At 62.1% G+C, this 18,945-nt stretch carries 19 protein-coding genes; 13 read left to right on the forward strand and 6 right to left on the reverse strand.

Annotation, left to right across the window (positions count from 1 at the left end; translation table 11 throughout):
• Nucleotides 1-70: 70 nt before the first annotated feature.
• On the reverse strand, nucleotides 71-595 hold the full coding sequence (gene ftnA / locus CUC44_RS19920) for a non-heme ferritin (protein ID WP_100861602.1): 525 nt from the start codon (nucleotides 593-595) through the stop codon (nucleotides 71-73).
• A gap of 209 nt (nucleotides 596-804) precedes the next feature.
• On the opposite strand from ftnA, the gene CUC44_RS19925 reads away from it, so the two are divergent.
• Nucleotides 805-2,589 (forward strand): GGDEF domain-containing protein, encoded by a 1,785-nt coding sequence (locus tag CUC44_RS19925; protein WP_100861603.1) that lies wholly within the window; start codon nucleotides 805-807, stop codon nucleotides 2,587-2,589.
• A 162-nt stretch (nucleotides 2,590-2,751) separates the two neighbouring features.
• Here CUC44_RS19925 and fabV read toward each other — a convergent pair whose 3' ends face one another.
• The gene (fabV, locus tag CUC44_RS19930) at nucleotides 2,752-3,939 is read right to left on the reverse strand and encodes an enoyl-ACP reductase FabV (RefSeq protein ID WP_100861604.1); all 1,188 of its coding nucleotides are present in this window, start codon (nucleotides 3,937-3,939) and stop codon (nucleotides 2,752-2,754) included.
• Between the two features lie 379 nt (nucleotides 3,940-4,318).
• On the opposite strand from fabV, the gene CUC44_RS19935 reads away from it, so the two are divergent.
• On the forward strand, nucleotides 4,319-4,753 hold the full coding sequence (locus CUC44_RS19935; RefSeq protein ID WP_042079034.1) for a universal stress protein: 435 nt from the start codon (nucleotides 4,319-4,321) through the stop codon (nucleotides 4,751-4,753).
• A gap of 193 nt (nucleotides 4,754-4,946) precedes the next feature.
• Nucleotides 4,947-5,960 (forward strand): tryptophan--tRNA ligase, encoded by a 1,014-nt coding sequence (trpS, locus tag CUC44_RS19940; RefSeq protein WP_100861605.1) that lies wholly within the window; start codon nucleotides 4,947-4,949, stop codon nucleotides 5,958-5,960.
• Here trpS and CUC44_RS19945 read toward each other — a convergent pair.
• Nucleotides 5,939-6,898: a LysR family transcriptional regulator gene (locus CUC44_RS19945; protein ID WP_100861606.1), complete on the reverse strand. Its 960-nt coding sequence runs from the start codon at nucleotides 6,896-6,898 to the stop codon at nucleotides 5,939-5,941. The genes trpS and CUC44_RS19945 overlap by 22 nt on opposite strands.
• 91 nt (nucleotides 6,899-6,989) lie before the next feature.
• Here CUC44_RS19945 and CUC44_RS19950 point away from each other — a divergent pair, with 91 nt between their 5' ends.
• Together CUC44_RS19950 and CUC44_RS19955 are read left to right on the forward strand one after the other, a co-directional pair.
• Entirely contained in the window at nucleotides 6,990-7,889 is a 900-nt protein-coding gene (locus CUC44_RS19950) for a DMT family transporter (protein WP_167388966.1), read from the forward strand.
• Nucleotides 7,874-8,035, forward strand: a complete 162-nt coding sequence (locus tag CUC44_RS19955) for a hypothetical protein (RefSeq protein ID WP_100861608.1) — start codon at nucleotides 7,874-7,876, stop codon at nucleotides 8,033-8,035. Before CUC44_RS19950 ends, CUC44_RS19955 begins: the two co-directional genes overlap by 16 nt.
• A 192-nt stretch (nucleotides 8,036-8,227) precedes the next feature.
• Here the strand turns inward: CUC44_RS19955 and CUC44_RS19960 are convergent, their stop codons facing one another.
• Complete coding sequence (locus tag CUC44_RS19960; RefSeq protein ID WP_100861619.1) at nucleotides 8,228-8,698, reverse strand: DUF6314 family protein; 471 nt, start codon at nucleotides 8,696-8,698, stop codon at nucleotides 8,228-8,230.
• 42 nt (nucleotides 8,699-8,740) lie between these two features.
• Between CUC44_RS19960 and CUC44_RS19965 the strand changes: the two genes are divergently transcribed.
• The gene (locus tag CUC44_RS19965) at nucleotides 8,741-9,598 is read left to right on the forward strand and encodes a carboxylate/amino acid/amine transporter (RefSeq protein ID WP_100861609.1); all 858 of its coding nucleotides are present in this window, start codon (nucleotides 8,741-8,743) and stop codon (nucleotides 9,596-9,598) included.
• 165 nt (nucleotides 9,599-9,763) lie between these two features.
• Here the strand turns inward: CUC44_RS19965 and CUC44_RS19970 are convergent, their stop codons facing one another.
• Nucleotides 9,764-10,627 (reverse strand): GGDEF domain-containing protein, encoded by an 864-nt coding sequence (locus CUC44_RS19970; protein WP_167388967.1) that lies wholly within the window; start codon nucleotides 10,625-10,627, stop codon nucleotides 9,764-9,766.
• A gap of 151 nt (nucleotides 10,628-10,778) precedes the next feature.
• The gene (locus tag CUC44_RS19975) at nucleotides 10,779-11,492 is read right to left on the reverse strand and encodes a 3-deoxy-D-manno-octulosonic acid kinase (RefSeq protein WP_100861620.1); all 714 of its coding nucleotides are present in this window, start codon (nucleotides 11,490-11,492) and stop codon (nucleotides 10,779-10,781) included.
• A 156-nt stretch (nucleotides 11,493-11,648) separates the two neighbouring features.
• On the opposite strand from CUC44_RS19975, the gene CUC44_RS19980 reads away from it, so the two are divergent.
• The 7 genes from CUC44_RS19980 to CUC44_RS20015 all read left to right on the forward strand — a co-directional run.
• Nucleotides 11,649-12,731, forward strand: a complete 1,083-nt coding sequence (locus tag CUC44_RS19980; RefSeq protein ID WP_100861621.1) for a glycosyltransferase family 9 protein — start codon at nucleotides 11,649-11,651, stop codon at nucleotides 12,729-12,731.
• 269 nt (nucleotides 12,732-13,000) lie between these two features.
• Entirely contained in the window at nucleotides 13,001-13,627 is a 627-nt protein-coding gene (gene gmk / locus CUC44_RS19990) for a guanylate kinase (protein WP_100861611.1), read from the forward strand.
• Between the two features lie 79 nt (nucleotides 13,628-13,706).
• Nucleotides 13,707-13,982, forward strand: a complete 276-nt coding sequence (gene rpoZ, locus CUC44_RS19995) for a DNA-directed RNA polymerase subunit omega (protein ID WP_005307060.1) — start codon at nucleotides 13,707-13,709, stop codon at nucleotides 13,980-13,982.
• Between the two features lie 130 nt (nucleotides 13,983-14,112).
• Entirely contained in the window at nucleotides 14,113-16,230 is a 2,118-nt protein-coding gene (spoT, locus tag CUC44_RS20000; protein WP_100861612.1) for a bifunctional GTP diphosphokinase/guanosine-3',5'-bis pyrophosphate 3'-pyrophosphohydrolase, read from the forward strand.
• Between the two features lie 156 nt (nucleotides 16,231-16,386).
• Complete coding sequence (gene trmH / locus CUC44_RS20005) at nucleotides 16,387-17,133, forward strand: tRNA (guanosine(18)-2'-O)-methyltransferase TrmH (protein WP_100861613.1); 747 nt, start codon at nucleotides 16,387-16,389, stop codon at nucleotides 17,131-17,133.
• Entirely contained in the window at nucleotides 17,123-18,163 is a 1,041-nt protein-coding gene (locus CUC44_RS20010) for an alpha/beta fold hydrolase (RefSeq protein ID WP_100861614.1), read from the forward strand. Before trmH ends, CUC44_RS20010 begins: the two co-directional genes overlap by 11 nt.
• 90 nt (nucleotides 18,164-18,253) lie before the next feature.
• A partial coding sequence (locus CUC44_RS20015; RefSeq protein WP_100861615.1) for a Cof-type HAD-IIB family hydrolase occupies nucleotides 18,254-18,945 on the forward strand: 692 nt, incomplete at its 3' end.

Consider the following 18,945-nt stretch of genomic DNA (forward strand, 5'->3'; position numbering starts at 1 on the left):
CCTCTATCAACAACAACGGCCCTCGAGAGGGCCGTCATTGTACTGACTGAACACTAAGTGTCCACGACTATCAGGCGTTGCCATCCATGATGCTGGCCGGGGCGCCCTTGGCCAGTTCGGCCAGCTCCTTGTCGATGAAGTAGAGGCCTTTGCCATCTTCACCCACCAGGGACAGGCGATCGACGATACTCTTGAACAGCTTCTCTTCTTCGTGCTGCTCGGCCACGTACCACTGCAGGAAGTTGAAGGTGGAGTAATCCTGGGTGGTGAAGGCCACGTGGGCCAAGCCATTGATGCACTTGGTGATGTGGTACTCGTGCTCCAGGGTGGTACGGAAGATGTCGCCGAGAGAGTTGAACTCGTGGGGAGGAGCCTCGATCGCTCCCAGTACAGGCATGGCACCGGTCTCGCTCACGTAGGTGAACAGGCGCTCCATGTGCTGGCGCTCCTCGACGGCGTGCTGGCGCAGGAAGTTCGCCGCCCCTTCGAAGCCCTTGTCCTCACACCAGGCGCTCATCTGCAGGTAGAGATTGGATGAATAGAATTCCAGATTAATCTGCTCGTTCAACTTCTCGATCATGGCTTTGGCCAACATGATGATTCTCCAGGGTGATGTGGTTCAGATTGTCACCACAGTTGCATCGCGAATCAACTGTTCACTTCGATCCAGGGTCGCAGTTGTGACCTGGAGAGCTCTCATCCTGACCCCCATACGGGTATAGAGAAGCAAAGAAGTATGGTGTACCCGGACCCAGCCTCTATGATGGCGCCAATGGTCAGGAAGAAGATTCAATGAGATTGGTGATGGCTCTGGTACTGCTCTGGATGACCCAGTTGCAGGCCGCCCCCCCCCTGTTCGAAGAGGCTGAATTAGCGGCGGCGCGCGATCCCGTCGGCTATTTGCAGCGTCTCGACGCCGAGCCTCACCAGGAGATGGAGCTGTTCCACGCCAGATCTTTGGCCAAGGCGGCACTGGGCCGCCACCCGGAGGCCCTGCAGGACAATGCCCGCGCTCGCGCCCTGGCCAGCGCCCGCCAGGAGACCATGCGCCTGCTGGACTTCCGGTTGCAGCAGATAGCCCTCACCCTGGACACGGAGGCGCCCCAGCAGGCCCTCAAGTTGCTGGCACAGCTCGAACCCGACCTCGTCGGTCACCCGGTGCAGCTGTCGGAGTGGCATGCCTTGAATGGCCTGGCCCTCTACCGCACCCAGCAGCTCAAAGAAGCCATCGGCGAGCTCAAGACCGCCTATCACCTCAAACAGCAAGAACCCGAAACTCCCCTCTCCCTGCTGCAATGCGCCCGCCTGCTGATGACCCTTGGCAACCTCTATGCCGATCTCAGCCTCTATCAGGAGTCAGAAACCTATTATCAGGATGCCCTGCGGCTGATGGTGCGGCTGAACGAGCCCAACAGCCAGGCCATCATCAAGGCCAACATAGCGCGGCTCTACATCGACATGGACCAGCCGGCCCGGGCGAAAAAGTTGCTGGATGCCCTGCTGGGCACCCCTGGGTTGTCGCCGGATTATCGCGCCATCGTGCTCGGCTATCAGGCCATGGCCTTCAACGCGCTGGCCGAATGGGGTTCTGCTTGGCGCAGCCTGAACGAGGCGCAGACCATCTATCAGGGACTCGGCTACCCGCAGGCCGGATCCCGCCTGACCGAAACCCGGGCCAGGACGCTGCAGGGGCGCGGGGAGAAGCAGCTCGCCCTGCAATTGCTGACCACCCGACCCGGGCCCACCAGCATAGAGGGCAAGGCGCTGCAGGCTCGCTTGCTGGCGGATCTGGGGCGCTACCCGGAGGCATACAGGGTCATGACCGAGTACATGCAGAGCTACAAGCAGCACTTCAACCAGACCCTGAGCCAGCACGCCAGTGCCTTCCAGGCCGAGATGGAGCTGGCCCGCAGCGAGGCCAACAACCGGGCGTTGCAGCAGGAGAACGATCGCAAGCGTCAGCAACTGCTGTATCAGCAGAGTGCCCGCTACTATCAGCTGCTGCTGGTCGTGCTGCTGGCCGGCGCCCTGATCCTGCTCGGCTTTGCCACCCGCAGGCTGCACCGCAACGCTCGCCACCTCTACAAGCTCGCCACCTTCGATCAGCTGACCGGGCTCCCGAACCGGCGCGCCCTGCTGGAGCAGCTGGAGCAACAGTGGCAGCTGAACGAGCCGCTGACCCTGCTCATCATCGACATAGATCACTTCAAGCAGATCAACGACAGGCACGGCCACCAGACCGGCGATCGCGCCATCCAGAAGCTGGCGCAGGCGCTCAAGAGCTGGGCGCCGGACCTGCAGCAGATAGGACGCTGGGGAGGAGAGGAGTTTCTGGTGGCCATGCCGCTGGACGGCGCTACCTGCTGGCGGCTGGCCGAGCAGCTGAGGAGCCGGATTGAATACCTGGCCGCCCCTCACATGACCATCAGCATAGGGGTGGCGGAGCGCTGCCCCGCCGACGACAGCCTGAGCCAGCTGATCCACAGGGCCGACATGGCCATGTATCAGGCCAAGCGGCAGGGCCGCAACCAGACCATATTGGCGGCAGCCCCCGACATGCTGTCCGAACTGACCAGCAGCGTCGCCTGACCCGCTCAGACAGTGAGCGTCGGATGGCCAGGCATCAGACAAAACGTCAGGGCCCTAGCCAGATCATTCTGGCGGCAGCTCCCGACATGCTGTCCGAGCTGACCAGCAGCGTCGCCTGACCCGCTCAGTCGCCTGACGGGCGCGGCCGAGTGCTCGGCGGGATCAGGGCACCAGCTCGGCCAGGGCCGACTCGTTGACCGGCGCCCCGTAGTCGACCTCGGGCAACTCGAAGCCGTTGAGCTGCATGAAGTCCCGCTTCAGCCCGGCAAAATCCCCGAGGCCGTGGAAGTTGTCCGGCGTCACCTTGGACCAGAGGGTGGAAACCGCCGCCTGGATGGCCGGGTCCAGCTCGCGATCGTCCATCCGGATCAAGCGGTTGCCATCGGCCACCACTCCTTGTGGCCCGTACATCTTGCCGGCGAACAGCCGCTGCATCTGCTCGATGCAGCCCTCATGCACCCCGCGCTCCTTCATCACCCCCATCAGCAGGCCGAGGTAGACGGGCAACACAGGGATATAGGCGCTCGCCTTGGTCACCAGCGCCTTGCACACCGACACCCAGGCATGGCCACCGAGCTCGGCCAGTTGCAGATTGATGGTCTCGGCGGTGGCGTGCAGGTGCTCCTTGGCATAGCCAATGGTGCCATCCCGGTAGATAGGATAGGTGGATTCAGGTCCGATATAGGAATAAGCCACTGCCTGAACGCCTTTAGACAGACAATCCGCCTGCTGTAGCGCCTGCAGCCAGAGTTGCCAGTCCTCGCCCCCCATCACGGTGACGGTGTCGCGGATCTCCTCCGGGCTGGCCGCTGCCAGGGTCTGCTGCACCAGGGCGTCGTGCTCCAGATCCAGCCCCCAGCCGGTGAATGGCTGGCCCGTGGTCTTGAGCACGGAGCGCACCTGAGTGCCATCCGGCATCACCCGAATGCCGCTCGCCAGGGAATAGATCACCAGATCCACCTGCCCCAGCTGCTGGCGTATCGTCTCGATCACCTGCTGGCGCATTGTGTCCGAGAAGGCATCGCCGATCAGGTTGATGGCAATGTGCCCGGCCTGCTCCGCCGCCTGGCGAAACCAGATGTTGTTGTACCAGCCCGCGCTGCCGAGCCCCTTGTCCGACGGCCCCCGCTCGAACGAGACGCCTATGGTGTCGGCACCGGCCCCGAACGCCAGGGCGATGCGGGACGCCAGTCCGAAACCGGACGAGGCTCCCAGCACCAGCACCCGCTTGGGCCCGTTGAAGCTGCCTGCCGCCCTGACGCTGGCGATCTGCTGGGCGACCGCGGCGCGGCAGCCGATGGGATGGCAATTGCGGGCGACGCAGCCCTGGATCTGAGGATGAACAATCATGGGAGATCTCCGATGGAACTGGCTACAGCATAGCCATGACGGGGCAGATTACCTTGATATGAAGGGGTACGGAGCGGAGAAAGGAAGGCAGAAAAACAAGAGGGAGCACTAGGCTCCCCAAAGCGGTATTCAGATGCTTTTTATTGTTTTGTGTTCATTGCGAAGCACGGGCACATCCTATTCCCCCGACCCTGGCGGGGCAATAGCCGGGTCGTGATCGGCTTCATATTTTTGTCTAATTTATATGCAATACTTGCTGCCCCGTGGCCACTTGGATTCACAAGAAACCCACACCAATGCGGCACATTGTGACGACAGGGTCGTTTTAGTTTCAGCAGACATTGGTATAGTGGACTCAGGATCGATGAGGAGAACTCCCATGAATGGAACCTATTACAAACACGTACTGGCCGCGATCGACCTGTCGGAAGACAACCGCAAGGTGATCGAGAAGGCGGTCGACCGGGCCCGCTCCAACGGCGCCAAGCTGTCGGTGATCCATGTGGATGTGGACCTCAAGGATCTCTACACCGAGATGATCGATATCGACATCGACAACGTGCAGGATCAGGTGATTGCCGAAGCGAAGGAGAAGCTGGAGACCTTCCTGGCCTCGGTGGATTACCCCATCGAGAAGAAGCTGGTGATCTGCGGCGATCTCAGTGAGCGGGTCAATCAGGCGGTCAAGGATTACCAGATAGACCTGCTGGTGTGCGGCCATCGCCAGAGCTTCTGGAGCCTGCTCACCTCGAGCGCGCGCCAGCTGATGAACACTGTGCCCTGCGATCTGCTGGTCGTCCCCTTGCAGAAGTGATCAAACGGGCGTAGCTTGTTTAACCATGAACACGACCGCTTTTAATCACAACAACTGGTGGTGCTGCTCCTAAACAGGCGGCACCGCTTTTCTATGTGAAATTTTCAACAGAAAACACCGTGACCGCCGAGAGGCGGTCAATTGTTTTCATCCCTTTGTCGCCTCCCGGCCCACCCCCATCGGAGAGAGTGACATGCATAACCCCATCATACTGACTGGCGACAGACCCACCGGCAAACTGCACATAGGCCACTACGTCGGCTCCTTGCGCCAGCGGGTGGAAGCCCAGTCCCACTACCGCCAGTTCGTGATGATCGCCGATCTGCAGGCGCTGACCGACAACGGCCACAACCCGGCCAAGGTGACCGACAACGTGCTGGAGGTGATGGCCGACTACCTGGCCGCCGGCCTGGATCCCGCCAAAACCACCTTCTGCCTGCAGAGCGCCCTGCCCGCCCTAGCCGAGCTGACCTGCTACTACCTGAACCTGGTCAGCGTCGCCCGGCTGGAGCGCAACCCCACTGTGAAGGCCGAGATCCAGCAAAAAGGGTTCGAGCGCAGCCTGCCCGCCGGCTTCCTGGTCTACCCGGTCAGCCAGGCCGCCGACATCACGGCATTTCGCGCCACCCATGTACCCGTGGGGGAAGATCAGCTGCCCATGCTGGAGCAGACCAACGAGATAGTGCGCCGCTTCAACACGCTGGTCGGCAAAGAGGTGCTGACCGAGTGCCAGCCGATCCTGAGCGACACGGGTCGCCTGCCCGGCATCGACGGCAAGGCCAAGATGTCCAAGTCCCTCGGCAACACCATAGAGCTCGGCATGTCGGCGGATGAGGTGAAACAGGCGGTGTTCGCCATGTACACGGACCCGAATCACCTCAGGGTGAGCGATCCCGGTCAGGTGGAGGGCAATACGGTATTCGCCTATCTGGATGCCTTCCACCCGGACAAGGCGCTGGTGGCGGAGATGAAGGCCCACTACCAAGGCGGCGGCCTCGGTGACATGCGCTGCAAGCAGGTGTTGAACGATTGCCTGCAGACCCTGCTCGCCCCCATGCGGGCGCGACGTCTGGCGGCCATCGCCGACAAGGGTCAGCTGCTGGCGCTGCTGCATCAAGGCACGCTAGAGGCTCGGGCCCTCACCGACGAGGTGCTGGCCGAGGTCAAGAGTGCCATGGGGCTGGATTACTTCGCCGGGTTGCGCTGAGCCGGCGTGCCAAGGGCAGCCGCGCCGTAGCGTTCGAAGGCGAGCAGGTGCAGCAGGCTCTTGAACCAGCCGATCGCCTCGTCATGGGCGCTCAAGGGATGACCCGCCATCAGATAGACGATGGGGATGGCGGGTTCGAGCTGATGGAGTCGCAGCGGATAGTAGCGGCAGAAGTGGCGCCCTATCATCTCGGGCACCACCACCAGATAGCGACCGGTCGCCATCAGCTGCGGCACCGCCATAAAGCTCGGCAACCTGGCCCCCAGCTCCCGCGCCACCCCGAAGCGCGCCAGCCAGAGCTCCACCATGGCCTGGCTGTGACCCCAGCTGGAGGTGTAGATGTGGGGGCGGCTCACCAGCTCCCCCGGCCCCAGCACGTCCGGCAGGGCACTGCCGAGCGGTGACAGGCAGACCAGGGGATTGGTGAACCACTCCTCACGCCACAAGCGGGGGGAGAGATGATTGGCATCGGCGAACCCGATCACCAGATCCAGCTCCCCCTTCTCCAGCTCCCGCTCGTAATCGCTGTTCGCCAGCTCGCACACCTCCAACCGGCAGGCCGGCGCCAGCTGGTGCATCCGTTCCACCAGGGGCGGCACCAGGCCGTGCTCCACCGAGCCAGGGGTGGCGATGCGAAACACCCGCTGGGCGCTGGCGGGTTCAAAGCCCTTCGCCTGGCGCAGCCCCTGCTCCAGCATGGCCAGGGCCTGGCGTACCGGCCCGGCCAGCGCCTTGGCGCGATCCGTGGGCATCATCTCCCGCCGGCTCATGACAAACAGGGGGTCATCCAGCGCGTTGCGCAACCGTCCGAGGGCGTGGCTGACAGTGGACTGGGATAGGTGCAGCCGTTCAGCGGCACGGGTGACGTTGCGCTCCTGCATCAGCATGTCGAACACGGTGAGCAGGTTGAGATCGAGACGGGAGAGGGGTTGTTCCATCGATATTAGCCATAGTCGAATGACGACAATTCATTTAAGGCATAGTAGCAGATTGCATAGAATGCGCGGGCGAATTACATCGGAGATTAAAATGCGTAGCTATCTGTTGTTGCTGGCGATCGGCCTGTTGTGGGGCTCCCAGTTCATCTTCATGCATCAGGCCGTGGCCGAATTGCCCCCCATCATGGTGGCCGCCATTCGTGCCCTGTGCGGCAGCCTGACCCTGGGTCTGCTCTGCCTGTTCATGCGCCTCAAGAGCGAGCACACCCCCTGGCGCACCTACATGTGGATCGCCCTGCTCGACGCCACCATCCCCTTCATCATGGTCGCCTGGGGTCAGCAATACGTGGACAGTGCCATCGCCGCCGTGGTGATGGGTTGTATCCCCTTTGTCACCATCTTGATGGCACCTCTGTTAGTTTATGGTGAAAAAATCACCAAGGGTGGCCTGCTCTCCGTGGTCATCGGCTTCATCGGCGTGCTGGTACTGTTCTGGCCTAAGCTGTCCAACGGCATGGATGCAGGCCTGCTCGGCGCCGTCGCCATCCTGTTCGGCGCCAGCTGCTTCGCCATCGGCCTGCTGATGATCAAGCGCTTCGCCAAGGACCACCCGGTCGTGGTGGCCCGTAACATCCTGATCTCCTCCGCCGTGCAGCTGCTGCTAGCCGCGCCCTTCGTGACCGATCTGAGCGCCCTGACCGTGCCGAGCACCCAGACCATCAGCGCCGTCGTGGTGCTCGGGGTCTTCTGTACCGGCCTGGTCTACTTCCTCTACATGGCGCTGATCCAGAAGGCGGGCCCGACCTTTGCCTCCTTCAGCAACTACCTGGTGCCGCTGTTCGGCGTCATGCTGGGTGCCCTCTTCCTCGGTGAGCAGATCCAGTCCACCACAGGCGTGGCGCTGGCGCTGATCCTGGGTTCGGTAGCCCTCAACCAGTGGGCCCAGCAACGTCGCGCCCAGCGGGAGGCGACCCCATGTCAGGCATCCTGACCACCCTGTGCGGCGGTCTGGTACTGATCGCCGGCTGGCAATACAAGCACCGGCTGGCCGGACTGCTCGGCCTGCTGCTGCTGACCCTGCCCTGGTTCTTCGACAGCAAGCTGCAGGCCATGCTGAGCTATGCCCTGAATGCCTGAGTGGCAGCACTGAATGTGTGACGAGAGCCTGTCTCTCCTGTTTTTTGGGACCGTTTTAACAAAAACCTCCGATTTGTCCCCTCTACCGGCGCTCTGCGCCGGTTTTTTTATGGCTGCTCGCCATGGTCGCTCTCAAACACCTCTCCAACAGGAGGGAACCCTCAGTGCCAGCTTGGCAACAGGTGAGACTCACTAGCCCATGGATGCCAAGTCATAGCGGTACTCGAGCCGCTCGTTCTTGCGCGGACCGGTTATCTCCCAGCTGAGTAGAAAACCGCCCTCGCTTGGCGTCAGCTCGGCGCTGTAGTGATCCAGACCGCACAGGTGCGGCTCGGCGGTGAGCCAGCGCCCGTCAGGACTGGGTTGCAGCTCGAACAGCAGCACAGGCGCCTCATGGCGCAGGTGGGACAGGCTGATCCCCTGCGCCCCCCGCTGCCACCAGAAGCGGTTGTGCATGGCAAGCTCCCGGCCATGGGGCGTGGTGTAACGGCCCTGCTCGGCAAACAGCCAGCCACCCTGGTGATCGGTCACCCGCACCTCTCCCTCGCCCCGACCGTTCCAGTCGGTGGCGGATCCCGCCCCGTTGCTCGCCTCGAAGGCAAATGCTCCGATCTGTGGCAACAGGTCCCATAAACGCTGGATCGTGACGTCCAACTCGGCCATCATAGCGCCCTCCAAATTGACAACTGACGACAATTCAATCACATGAACTACTTGATAGGGGTCACCCTGCTCTGGTCCTTCTCCTTCAGCCTGATCGGGGTCTACCTCGCCGGCCAGGTGGACGCCTACTTCTCCGTACTGACCCGCATCGCCCTCGCCAGCCTGGTGTTCCTGCCCTTCCTGCGTCGCCGCTGGCTCAGGCCCGATCTGGTGGCCAAGCTGATGGCCCTCGGGGCCACCCAGCTCGGCATCATGTATCTGTTCTATTACCACTCCTTCCTGCTGCTGACGGTGCCGGAAGTGCTGGTGTTTACCATCTTTACTCCCATCTATGTGACCCTGATCCACGATCTGCTGGAGTCCAGGTTCAAACCCGTCTACCTGTGGGGAGCCCTGCTGGCCGTGCTGGGAGCGGCTGTCATCCGCTTCGACGGCCTGACCGAGAGCTATGTGATGGGATTCCTGGTGGTGCAGGGGGCCAACCTCTGCTTCGCCATCGGCCAGGTGGGTTACAAGGTGCTGCTGGCGCGGGAGAAGGAGCAGCCACCCCAGCTCGCGGTGTTCGGCTGCTTCTATCTGGGGGCCCTGGTGATCGCCCTGCCCGCCTGGCTGCTGCTGGGCCAGCCCCAATACCCCACCAGCAACCTGCAGTGGGGCATCTTGCTCTGGCTGGGGGTGGGAGCATCCGGGCTAGGCTACTTCCTGTGGAACAAGGGGGCGACCCTGGTCAGCAGCGGCGTGCTGGCCATCATGAACAACGCCCTGATCCCGGCGGGTCTGCTGGTGAATCTCACACTCTGGGGCAAGGACACAGACTTGCTCAGGCTCACCATAGGGGGCCTGCTGATGCTGGCCTCTCTCTGGGTTTGCCAACGTCAGCCTGCTCGCAGTGCGGACTGACGATCAGCCAGCCGATAGACCTGCCAATGCTGGCCTTCTTTGGCCTCACAAGCGCCAGCCGACGCGCAGTGTGGACTGACGATTCAACCGACGAAAGAGGGCCTGCCAATGCGGGCCCTCTTTCGTCCCACCGGCATCAGCCGGTGAGTGAGCACTGACTAAAAATCAACCGACGACAGAATTGTGTTCCCGCCTGGCCTGACCGTGACAGGAGGCCAGCCGGGCCAGCAGGTGATCGATCTGCTCGGCATTCTGGCTCTGCACCAGGCCTATGCTGACGGTCACGGGTCGCTCGGGCAGCAGGCTGGCATCGGCGATCTCGAGGCGCAGCCGCTCGGCAATTTCCAGGCCGCTCAGGCGATCGGTCTGGGACAGCATGAGGATGAAGCCATCCTCGTCCCAGCGGGCGAAGGGATCTTCCCGGCGCAGCTCGTGGCGCACGATGCGGGCCAGTTTCGCCAGCATGGCGTCACAGGCCACCTCGCCAAACAGCTGCAGTATCTTGCTGCGGTGATCCACGGTGAACTGCAACAGACAGAAGCTGCCGCTCTCGCTGGCCAACCGCTCATCCAACAGCAGCTCGAAGTGACTGCGGCTCTCGAGTCCGGTGAGGGGATCCGTGTCGTGGCGGTCATCCTGCTGCGCCGCGCTGGCATCCAGGTGGCGCACCACCCCCAGCAAGGTGCCATCGACGTCTCGCCGCACCCGCTCCTCCAGCCGCACATAGTGACCCTGATGATGCAGGATCCGGTATTCGAGCCGCAGGCCGCCGCTCTCCCCTCGCTGGCACGCCCGGATGGCCTCTTCCAGTCGGGCCCCGTCGTCCGGGTGTACCCGCGCCAGCCAGCCGAGATCGTCCAGCTCGTCCCCGCTCAGCCCCAGCAGTTGCAGGCAGGAGGGATCCCGCCTCAGCCCTTGCTCCGCCGACCAGGTCCAGATCCCGGCCTCCAGCATCGCCATGACACTCGTCATAAGGGACATATCCAGTCGGGTCACGTTCTCTACCCAGGGAGTCTCATACCTTTCCATCACGCGCCTCAACACCGGATTTTAATATCTGCTCAATAAGTAACATTGGCCCTGACACCGAGCAACAGGCTCAATCCGCTTTTCCTCGGTCGCCATCGCCAACACCCGCCTGCACGCCAGAACGTGGTGCAAACGGGTATCCAATCGCTGCTCAGCCAGCCTTCCCCTGATAGCCCGCCATCAAGGCCTGCCAGTTCTCCGGCACGAAGTGGAAGCTGGTATGCAGCTGGGATTCCTTGTTGAAGGAGCGCAGCAGGCGCTCCAGATTGGCCTGCTGCCAGCTGCCGGGTGAGCGGATCCCCCCCTTGTCGAAATCGATCACCCACACCTTGCCCTCCTTATCGAGCAGCAGGTTGTGGCTGTTGAGATCCGCGTGATAGACGCCGGCATCGTGCAGCTGGCGCACCGTCTGGCCCACTCTGTGCCACACCTCGCAGGCGATGCTGCCCTGCTTGAGCAGGGCCACCAGATCCTTGGCGCCACGAATGCGCTCGATCAGGATATCGGCACGATAGAAGGGACCCTGCTTGACCATGCGGGCCGCAAACGGGCGCGGCACCGGCAGGCCCTGCTCGCTCAGTTGCGCCAGCAGGCTGTATTCGGCCATGGCGCGGCTGGTCTCCACCCCTTCGAACCAGAAGCGATCCCGCACCACCTTGCCCACCATGCCGCCGCGATAGTAGTGGCGCAGCACCAGATGGCGCGACTCATCCTTCACAAACCAGGTCACCCCGCGACCGATGGAGGAGCCCACCACCTGACGATGGGTCTGCCACCAGGCCGGGTCGAACAACAGGGGAGAAGGGTCGCGAAAAGCCCCTTCGGCATACCAACAGATCTGGTTATGGACTGTCTGTTTCAACATCATGAATGTTCCGGTCGAGAGTGAGTGCGATGACGCGGGTGCGAGCATGCAATACAAGGGGCGCGCCTGCCTGGCAGGTCAACTGGCGCAATTTTACAATCCACAAGGGAGTTTGCATAATGCCATCCATCCATTCTGCCACCATTGCGCCACATCATGCCGTTGTTCCAAACGCCACCGTCTTCCATCTGCATCCTGCGCCTCTCCGCCATCGGGGATTGCTGCCACGCATTGGCGCTGGTGCGCGTCATCCAGCGGGCGTGGCCAGAGACCCGCATCACCTGGATCACCGGGAAAATCGAAGCGACACTTTTTGCCGGCCTGCCCGGGGTGGAAGTCATAGCGTTTGACAAGAGCAAGGGCTGGCGCGGCTATCGCGAGCTGTGGCAAAAGCTCGAGGGGCGTCGCTTCGATGCCCTGCTGCACCTGCAGGCCGCCCTGCGTGCCAGCATCGCTACCCTCGGCATCCGTGCCAAGGTCAGGCTCGGCTTCGACAAGGCGCGGGCCAGCGACGGTCAGTGGCTGTTCACCAACCACAAGGTGCCCTCTCCCGCCTCCCCCCATGTGCTGGACGGCTTCCTCGCCTTCGCCAAGGAGCTCGGCATCCGGGAGCTGACCCCGGACTGGCAGTTACCCATCAGCGCAGAGCACCAAGCCTGGGCCCGGGAGAAGATCGCCGGCAAACCAACCCTGCTCATCTGCGCCGCCGCCAGCAAGGCCTTCAAGAACTGGACGGCCGAGGGCTATGCCGCCCTGGCCGACCATGCCGCAGGCAAGGGATTCCAGGTCTATCTGTGCGGCGGCCCGGCCAAGCTGGAGCGGGATCTGGCGGCAGATATAGCGCGGCTCAGCCAGAGCAAGCCGGTGGATCTGGTGGGGCAGACCAACCTCAAGCAGCTGTTGGCACTGATTAAAGAAGCCAGCCTGGTACTGGCACCGGACACGGGCCCCACCCACATGGCGACCCTGGCCGGCACCCCCGTCATCGGCCTCTATGCCCATCACAACCCGGATCGCACCGGCCCCTATCTGTGCCGCGACCATGCGGTCAGCGTCTATCAGGAGCTCATCGAGCAGGAGACCGGCAAGCCGCTGGCCGAGCTCGACTGGCGCACCCGCCTCAAGGATCCGGATGCCATGGCCAAGATAAGCCAGGAGAGCGTCATCGCCGCCTTCGATAAGATCTGCGCCGAACACCAGCTGCCGGGCGGCACAAAACTCGAAAATCCCGAAGCCTGAGACTGGGATAATCTGCTGGCCCAACACCAACACACTAGGCAAAATAACTGCCTGTGGGTGACGCTCCCGCAGCAAGCTACGAATACTTTAGATCGGCTGGAATATGATTCCGGCCGTTTTTTTATTCGCCACCATCTGCTAAAATTCGCCGCCTTTACATCCCCCTGACTCTGATTTTTCCGCGTTTTGCGAGCGACTGTCTCCCTTTCGGGCATGAGACGGCAGCCTCTGCTACAACCAAAACACGGTCATCGTATAAAGGTACAGACATGGCGCAACAAGGCACTCTCTATATCATCTCCTCCCCGAGCGGGGCCGGTAAGTCCAGCCTGCTCAACGCCTTGCTGACCAAGCACAACGACGCAGGCAAGATGCAGCTCTCCGTCTCCCACACCACCCGCGCCACCCGTCCCGGCGAACAGCACGGGGTGCATTACCACTTCGTGGCGGTGGAAGAGTTCAAGGCGCTGATCGAACGTGGTGACTTCCTGGAGTGGGCCGAGGTGTTCGGCAACTACTATGGCACCTCCCGCGCCGCCATCGAGGCCTGCCTGGCCCAGGGCATAGACGTCTTCCTCGACATCGACTGGCAGGGCGCCCGCCAGATCCGCAAACAGATGCCGACCAAGTCCATCTTCATCCTGCCCCCCAGCCGCGCCGAGCTGGAGCAGCGCCTGATCGGTCGTGGTCAGGACAGCGCCGAGGTGATCAAGGGCCGGATGGAGAAAGCCATTGCCGAAATGGTGCACTACGACGAGTATGACTATGTCATTATCAACGAAGACTTTGAGCAGGCACTGTTCCAGCTCAGGGCCATTATCGAGTGCCAACGCCTGGAATTACGCCAGCAACAGCAAGCCCAACAAAACTTGCTGCAACAGCTACTGGCAGAATAGGCCAAAAACAAGTAAACTTTTGCGTCATTTTTAAACACCGCTTTTTTAAACCGAGAAAGCCCAAACACTGGAGTCCTGCATGGCACGCGTTACTGTAGAAGATGCTGTAAAACAGGTAGGTAACCGTTTTGACCTGGTGCTGGTCGCCGCGCGCCGCGCCCGTCAAATCGCGGTACAAGGTAAAGATCCCCTGGTCGACGAAGAAAACGACAAGCCGACCGTGATCGCCCTGCGCGAGATCGAACTGGGTCTGGTGAACAACCAGGTGATGGATACCCAGGACCGTTACGAGCAGCAAGAGCAGGAAGCCGCCGAGCTGGCTGCCGTTGCTGCCATCGCCGAAGGTCGCGGTTAAGTCATTTTTCCGGTTGGCACCCGCCCGGGTGCCGACTGTTCTTCCCATTTACAACCGCTCGAAAACCTCGCAAACTCAGGGGCATACCCTCAATTCCACGGATTGCCGTTTCACCGCTGCGGGGACTGTCTTGTATTTATTTGAAAACCTTAAAGAAATAGCCAGTTCCTACCTGCCATCCGAGCAGGTCGAGAAGCTCAGGCAAGCCTATGTGGTGGCCCGTGACGCTCACCAGGGCCAGATGCGGTCCAGTGGCGAGCCCTATATCACCCACCCGGTTGCCGTTGCCCGTATTCTGGGTGACATGCGTCTGGACCATGAGACCCTGATGGCCGCCGTGCTGCACGACGTCATCGAAGACACCCCAGTCACCAAGGACGACCTCGCCGAACAGTTCGGCATTGCCGTCGCCGAGCTGGTGTCCGGCGTCTCCAAGCTCGACAAGCTGAAATTCCGCGATCGCAAAGAGGCCCAGGCCGAAAACTTCCGCAAGATGATGATGGCCATGACCCAGGATATCCGGGTCATCCTGATCAAGCTGGCCGACCGCACCCACAACATGCGGACCCTGGGCTCACTGCGCCCGGACAAGCGTCGCCGCATCGCCCGCGAAACCCTGGAAATCTTTGCCCCCATCGCCAACCGGCTCGGCATCCACACCATGAAAAACGAGCTGGAAGAGCTCGGCTTCGAGGCGCTCTACCCCATGCGCTCCCGGGTGCTGCGGGAATCGGTGCGCCGCGCCCGCGGCAATCGCCGGGAAATCATCGACTCCATCCACAGCGAGATAGAGGGCCGACTGCGGGAAGCCGGCATCGACTGTCAGGTGAGCGGTCGAGAGAAGAACCTGTTCTCCATCTACAACAAGATGGAGAAGAAAGAACTGCAATTCCATGAAGTGATGGATATTTATGCTTTCAGAGTGCGAGTGAAAGACATAGATACCTGCTATCGGGTGCTGGGTCAGATGCACAGCCTCTACAAGCCCCGTCCCGGTCGCTTCAAGGATTACATCGCCATCCCCAAGAGCAACGGCTATCAGTCCCTGCACACCTCCCTGGTCGGCCCCCACGGGGTCCCGGTGGAGGTACAGATCCGCACCGAGTTCATGGATCAGATGGCCGACAAGGGGGTTGCCGCCCACTGGGCCTACAAACAGGATGGTGACAGCTCGGGCACCACAGCCCAGATCCGCGCCCAGCGCTGGATGCAGAGCCTGCTGGAGCTGCAGCAGAGCGCCGGCAGCTCGTTCGAATTCATCGAAGGGGTCAAGACGGACCTGTTCCCGGACGAGATCTACGTCTTCACTCCCGAAGGTCGCATCATGGAGCTGCCCGCCGGCGCCACCCCGGTGGACTTCGCCTACACGGTGCACACCGACATAGGCCACGCCTGCGTGGGCTCCCGGGTCGACCGTCACCCCTACCCGCTGAGCAGCCCGCTGCATTCGGGTCAGACGGTGGAGATCATCACAGCCCCCGGCGCTCGCCCAAACGCGGCCTGGCTCAACTTCGTGGTGACCACCAAGGCCCGCTCCAAGATCCGCCAGTTCCTGAAGAACCTGCGCACCGAGGAGTCCGTGGTGCTGGGTCGCCGCCTGCTCAACCATGCGCTGGGCGCCAAAAACATCGAAGACATCCCGGAGCCACGCATCAAGCAGGTGCTGGCCGACACCAAGCACGACAACCTGCAGGGCCTCTTGGCCGATGTGGGCCTCGGCAACGCCATGAGCGTCATGGTGGCGCGCCGCATGCTGGGGGATGAGCTGCCGCCGGAAGAGCAGCCGAAATCCAGCAGCAAGAAGATGCCGATCAAGGGTGCCGACGGCATGCTGGTCACCTTCGCGAACTGCTGCCGCCCGATCCCGGGGGACGCCATCATTGCCCACATCAGCCCAGGCAAGGGGCTGGTGATCCACCAGGAGTCCTGCCGCAACATCAAGGGCTACAGCCGCGAGCCGGACAAGTACCTGCCGGTGCAGTGGGAAGTGGACAAGGAGCAGGAGCAGGAGTTCCGCACCGGCATCAGCATCGAGATCGTCAACCATCAGGGGGCGCTGGCGGAGCTGGCCAACGTGATCGCGGCCACCGGTGCCAACATCCACGCCATCAGCACGGAAGAGAAGGACGGCCGGGTCTATCTGGTCACCCTGCTCATCACCACCAAGAGCCGAATCCACCTTGCCAACATCATGCGCAAGATCCGGGTGATGCCCAACGTGCTCAGGGTGAGCCGACAGAAGAACTGAACACAGGCGGCGCAAGCCGCCTGCTGCTTTTACAGAGACAGCCCATGATTTTCGAACGCTTCGAGTGTATCAGTGACAGCCAGGCCCGGCGCCCGTCCGGTGCGAGCCTCCCTGTGCACGAGAAGAGTCCACCCGCCTCACCGTATAGAAACTGCCATGACTCCTGAACGCTTTAAACGGATTTCCGACATGCTGGCCATGCGTCAACTCGACCTGACCGTCTGCATGGAAGAGGTCCACAAGCCCCACAACCTGGCCGCCATAGTGCGCACCGCCGATGCCATCGGCATCCATCGCGTGCACGCTGTCTGGCCCAAGACCTGGATCCACAAGCGCAAGGGTACCGCCCGCGGCAGCCAGAACTGGGTGGATGTGAAGCTGCACCCGGACATAGGCTCCGCCGTCGGCGAGCTGAAGGCTGCCGGCATGCAGATCCTGGCGACCCACCTGTCGGAGAGCTCGGTGGACTTTCGCACCATCGACTACACCAAGCCCACCGCCATCCTGGTGGGCCAGGAGAAACACGGCATCGGCGAAGAGGCGCTGGCCCTGGCCGATCATCATATCCTCATCCCCATGGTGGGCATGGTGCAGTCTCTCAACGTCTCGGTGGCCGCTGCCGCTATCCTGTACGAGGCCCAGCGTCAACGGGAGCTGGCCGGTTGCTATCAGCGCGGCTGCCCCCTCAGTCTGGAAGAGCAAAACAGCATCTTGTTCGAGGGGGGCTATCCCATCTATGCCCAGCTCTGCAAAGAGAAGGAGATGCCCTACCCGCAGCTCGGACCGGCTGGCGAGATCCTGGCGGACGAGGCCTGGTGGCAGCAGATGCAGCTGACCCGCAAGGGCTGGGCCGCCCAACAGGAAGACCCTATGGACATGGAGTATCCATCCGATGAAATTTAACTGCCTGCCCTTGCTGGCCCTGACCCTGTTTTCTGCCGGAGCCTTCGCCGTGAACAACCCCTATCAGCTGACCACAGAGGCCGAGGTGCCTGCCCTCCACCAGCAGACCCTGCCCGATTTCTGGCGTGACCACGCAGTCGAGGGTGAGTTCAAGGGCAAGGACGGGGTGAGCATCCGCTACGCAGCCCTGCGCCAGGCCAAGGTGGACAGAGCCATCCTCATCGTCAACGGCCGGGTCGAGAGCTACCTCAAGTATCAGGAGCTGGCCTGGGATCTGTGGCGCCAGGGCTACAGCCTCTACCTCATCGATCACCGTGGCCAGGGCCTCTCCGGCCGCCTGCTGGCGGATCCCGAGAAGGGCTATGTGGCAGGCTTCGACGACTATGTGGTGGATCTGAAGCAGTTCCACGACGAGGTGATAGCCCAGGACAAGCCAGCCAAGCTGTTCCTGCTGGCCCACTCCATGGGGGGCGCCATCTCGGCCCGCTATCTGGAACGCTGGCCGGATGACATCGAGGCGGCCGTGCTCTCTTCCCCCATGATGGGCATCAACCTGGGCGGCCTGCCCAAGTGGCTCGCCAAGGGGCTGGCCGCCACCATGGACACGGTCGGCAGCTGGTGGGGTGAACCTCCCTACGGGCCGAGCCAGGGCGGCTATGTCTCCCACGAGTTTGCCGACAACGGTCTGACACACAGCGAACCGCGCTACCAGTCCTTCCGCCAGCTCTACGAGCAGCGTCCGCAGATCAAGCTCGGCGGTGTCACCGCCCACTGGATCCGCGAAGGCATTGGCGCCGGGGACGCCGCCATCGCCGACGCCGATCGCATCAAGACGCCGCTGCTGCTGATCCAGGCGGGGAATGACGGCATAGTCGACAACCTGGCCCAGGATGCGTTTTGCGCCAAAGCTCGCTGCGAGGGCGGCAAGCCCCTGCGCATCGAGGGGGCCTGGCACGAGCTGTTCGTCGAGGCCGATCCCCAGCGCATCCCGGCGCTGACCGCGACCCTGGACTTCTTCGCCCGCTTCTAAGGCTGGTTATTTTTTGTATCCCTAAATAAATGGGGTGCGGCAAAACGCTGGGGTACACTGCCCCGGCGTTCAATTGATGTTGAGGTAATGATGTTCAAGGCTGTTGTATCCGATCTCGATGGTACCCTGCTCAACGGGCAGCACCAGGTCTCCCCCCGCACCCGTGACACCCTGCACCGCCTGGTCGATCAGGGGATCAAGTTCGTGGTGGCCACCGGTCGTCACCATGTGGACGTGCGCAGCATCCGCGATGCCCTGGGGCTGGATATCTACCTCATCACCTCCAATGGCGCCGTGGTGCATGACAAGCAGGATCAGCTGATCTTCAACCAGACGCTGCCAGAGAGCGTGGCCGCCGAGCTGATCACCCTGGAGCGCGACCCTTCCGTTCACCTCAACGTCTACTACGGGGACGAGTGGCTGGTGGAAGAGGAGATGCCGAGGATCCTGCAGTTCCATGAAGAGTCCGGCTTCGCCTACCGCCTGGTCGATTTTCGCACCCATCCGACGGACAAGGTCAACAAGGTGTTCTACATCGGCGAGCACGAGAAGCTGCTCGAGATCGAGGCACACCTCAACCGGCATTATGGTGATCGACTCAATGTCACCTTCTCCCTGCCGGACTGCCTGGAGGTGATGCACGGTGGCGTGCACAAGGGCAACGCCGTACGCGCCGTGCTGGAGCAGAACGGGCTGGAGATGTCCCAGGCCGTCGCCTTCGGCGATGGCATGAACGACTTCGAGATGCTGAGCATGGTGGGCCGTGGCGTGGTGATGGGCAA

The sequence above is a fragment of the Aeromonas lusitana genome (genome assembly GCF_002812985.1).
Lineage (GTDB): Bacteria > Pseudomonadota > Gammaproteobacteria > Enterobacterales > Aeromonadaceae > Aeromonas > Aeromonas lusitana.

Coding starts and splice junctions, on each gene's coding strand:
- CUC44_RS19965 (WP_100861609.1), top strand. CDS start 8,741: ATGAACTACTTGATAGGGGTCACCCTGCTCTGGTCCTTCTCCTTCAGC.
- CUC44_RS19970 (WP_167388967.1), bottom strand. CDS start 10,627: ATGGAAAGGTATGAGACTCCCTGGGTAGAGAACGTGACCCGACTGGAT.
- CUC44_RS19950 (WP_167388966.1), top strand. CDS start 6,990: ATGCGTAGCTATCTGTTGTTGCTGGCGATCGGCCTGTTGTGGGGCTCC.
- CUC44_RS19925 (WP_100861603.1), top strand. CDS start 805: ATGGCTCTGGTACTGCTCTGGATGACCCAGTTGCAGGCCGCCCCCCCC.
- CUC44_RS19975 (WP_100861620.1), bottom strand. CDS start 11,492: ATGTTGAAACAGACAGTCCATAACCAGATCTGTTGGTATGCCGAAGGG.
- trpS (WP_100861605.1), top strand. CDS start 4,947: ATGCATAACCCCATCATACTGACTGGCGACAGACCCACCGGCAAACTG.
- CUC44_RS20010 (WP_100861614.1), top strand. CDS start 17,123: ATGAAATTTAACTGCCTGCCCTTGCTGGCCCTGACCCTGTTTTCTGCC.
- ftnA (WP_100861602.1), bottom strand. CDS start 595: ATGTTGGCCAAAGCCATGATCGAGAAGTTGAACGAGCAGATTAATCTG.
- trmH (WP_100861613.1), top strand. CDS start 16,387: ATGACTCCTGAACGCTTTAAACGGATTTCCGACATGCTGGCCATGCGT.
- gmk (WP_100861611.1), top strand. CDS start 13,001: ATGGCGCAACAAGGCACTCTCTATATCATCTCCTCCCCGAGCGGGGCC.
- CUC44_RS19980 (WP_100861621.1), top strand. CDS start 11,649: ATGCCGTTGTTCCAAACGCCACCGTCTTCCATCTGCATCCTGCGCCTC.
- CUC44_RS19955 (WP_100861608.1), top strand. CDS start 7,874: ATGTCAGGCATCCTGACCACCCTGTGCGGCGGTCTGGTACTGATCGCC.
- fabV (WP_100861604.1), bottom strand. CDS start 3,939: ATGATTGTTCATCCTCAGATCCAGGGCTGCGTCGCCCGCAATTGCCAT.
- rpoZ (WP_005307060.1), top strand. CDS start 13,707: ATGGCACGCGTTACTGTAGAAGATGCTGTAAAACAGGTAGGTAACCGT.
- CUC44_RS19960 (WP_100861619.1), bottom strand. CDS start 8,698: ATGGCCGAGTTGGACGTCACGATCCAGCGTTTATGGGACCTGTTGCCA.
- CUC44_RS19945 (WP_100861606.1), bottom strand. CDS start 6,898: ATGGAACAACCCCTCTCCCGTCTCGATCTCAACCTGCTCACCGTGTTC.
- CUC44_RS19935 (WP_042079034.1), top strand. CDS start 4,319: ATGAATGGAACCTATTACAAACACGTACTGGCCGCGATCGACCTGTCG.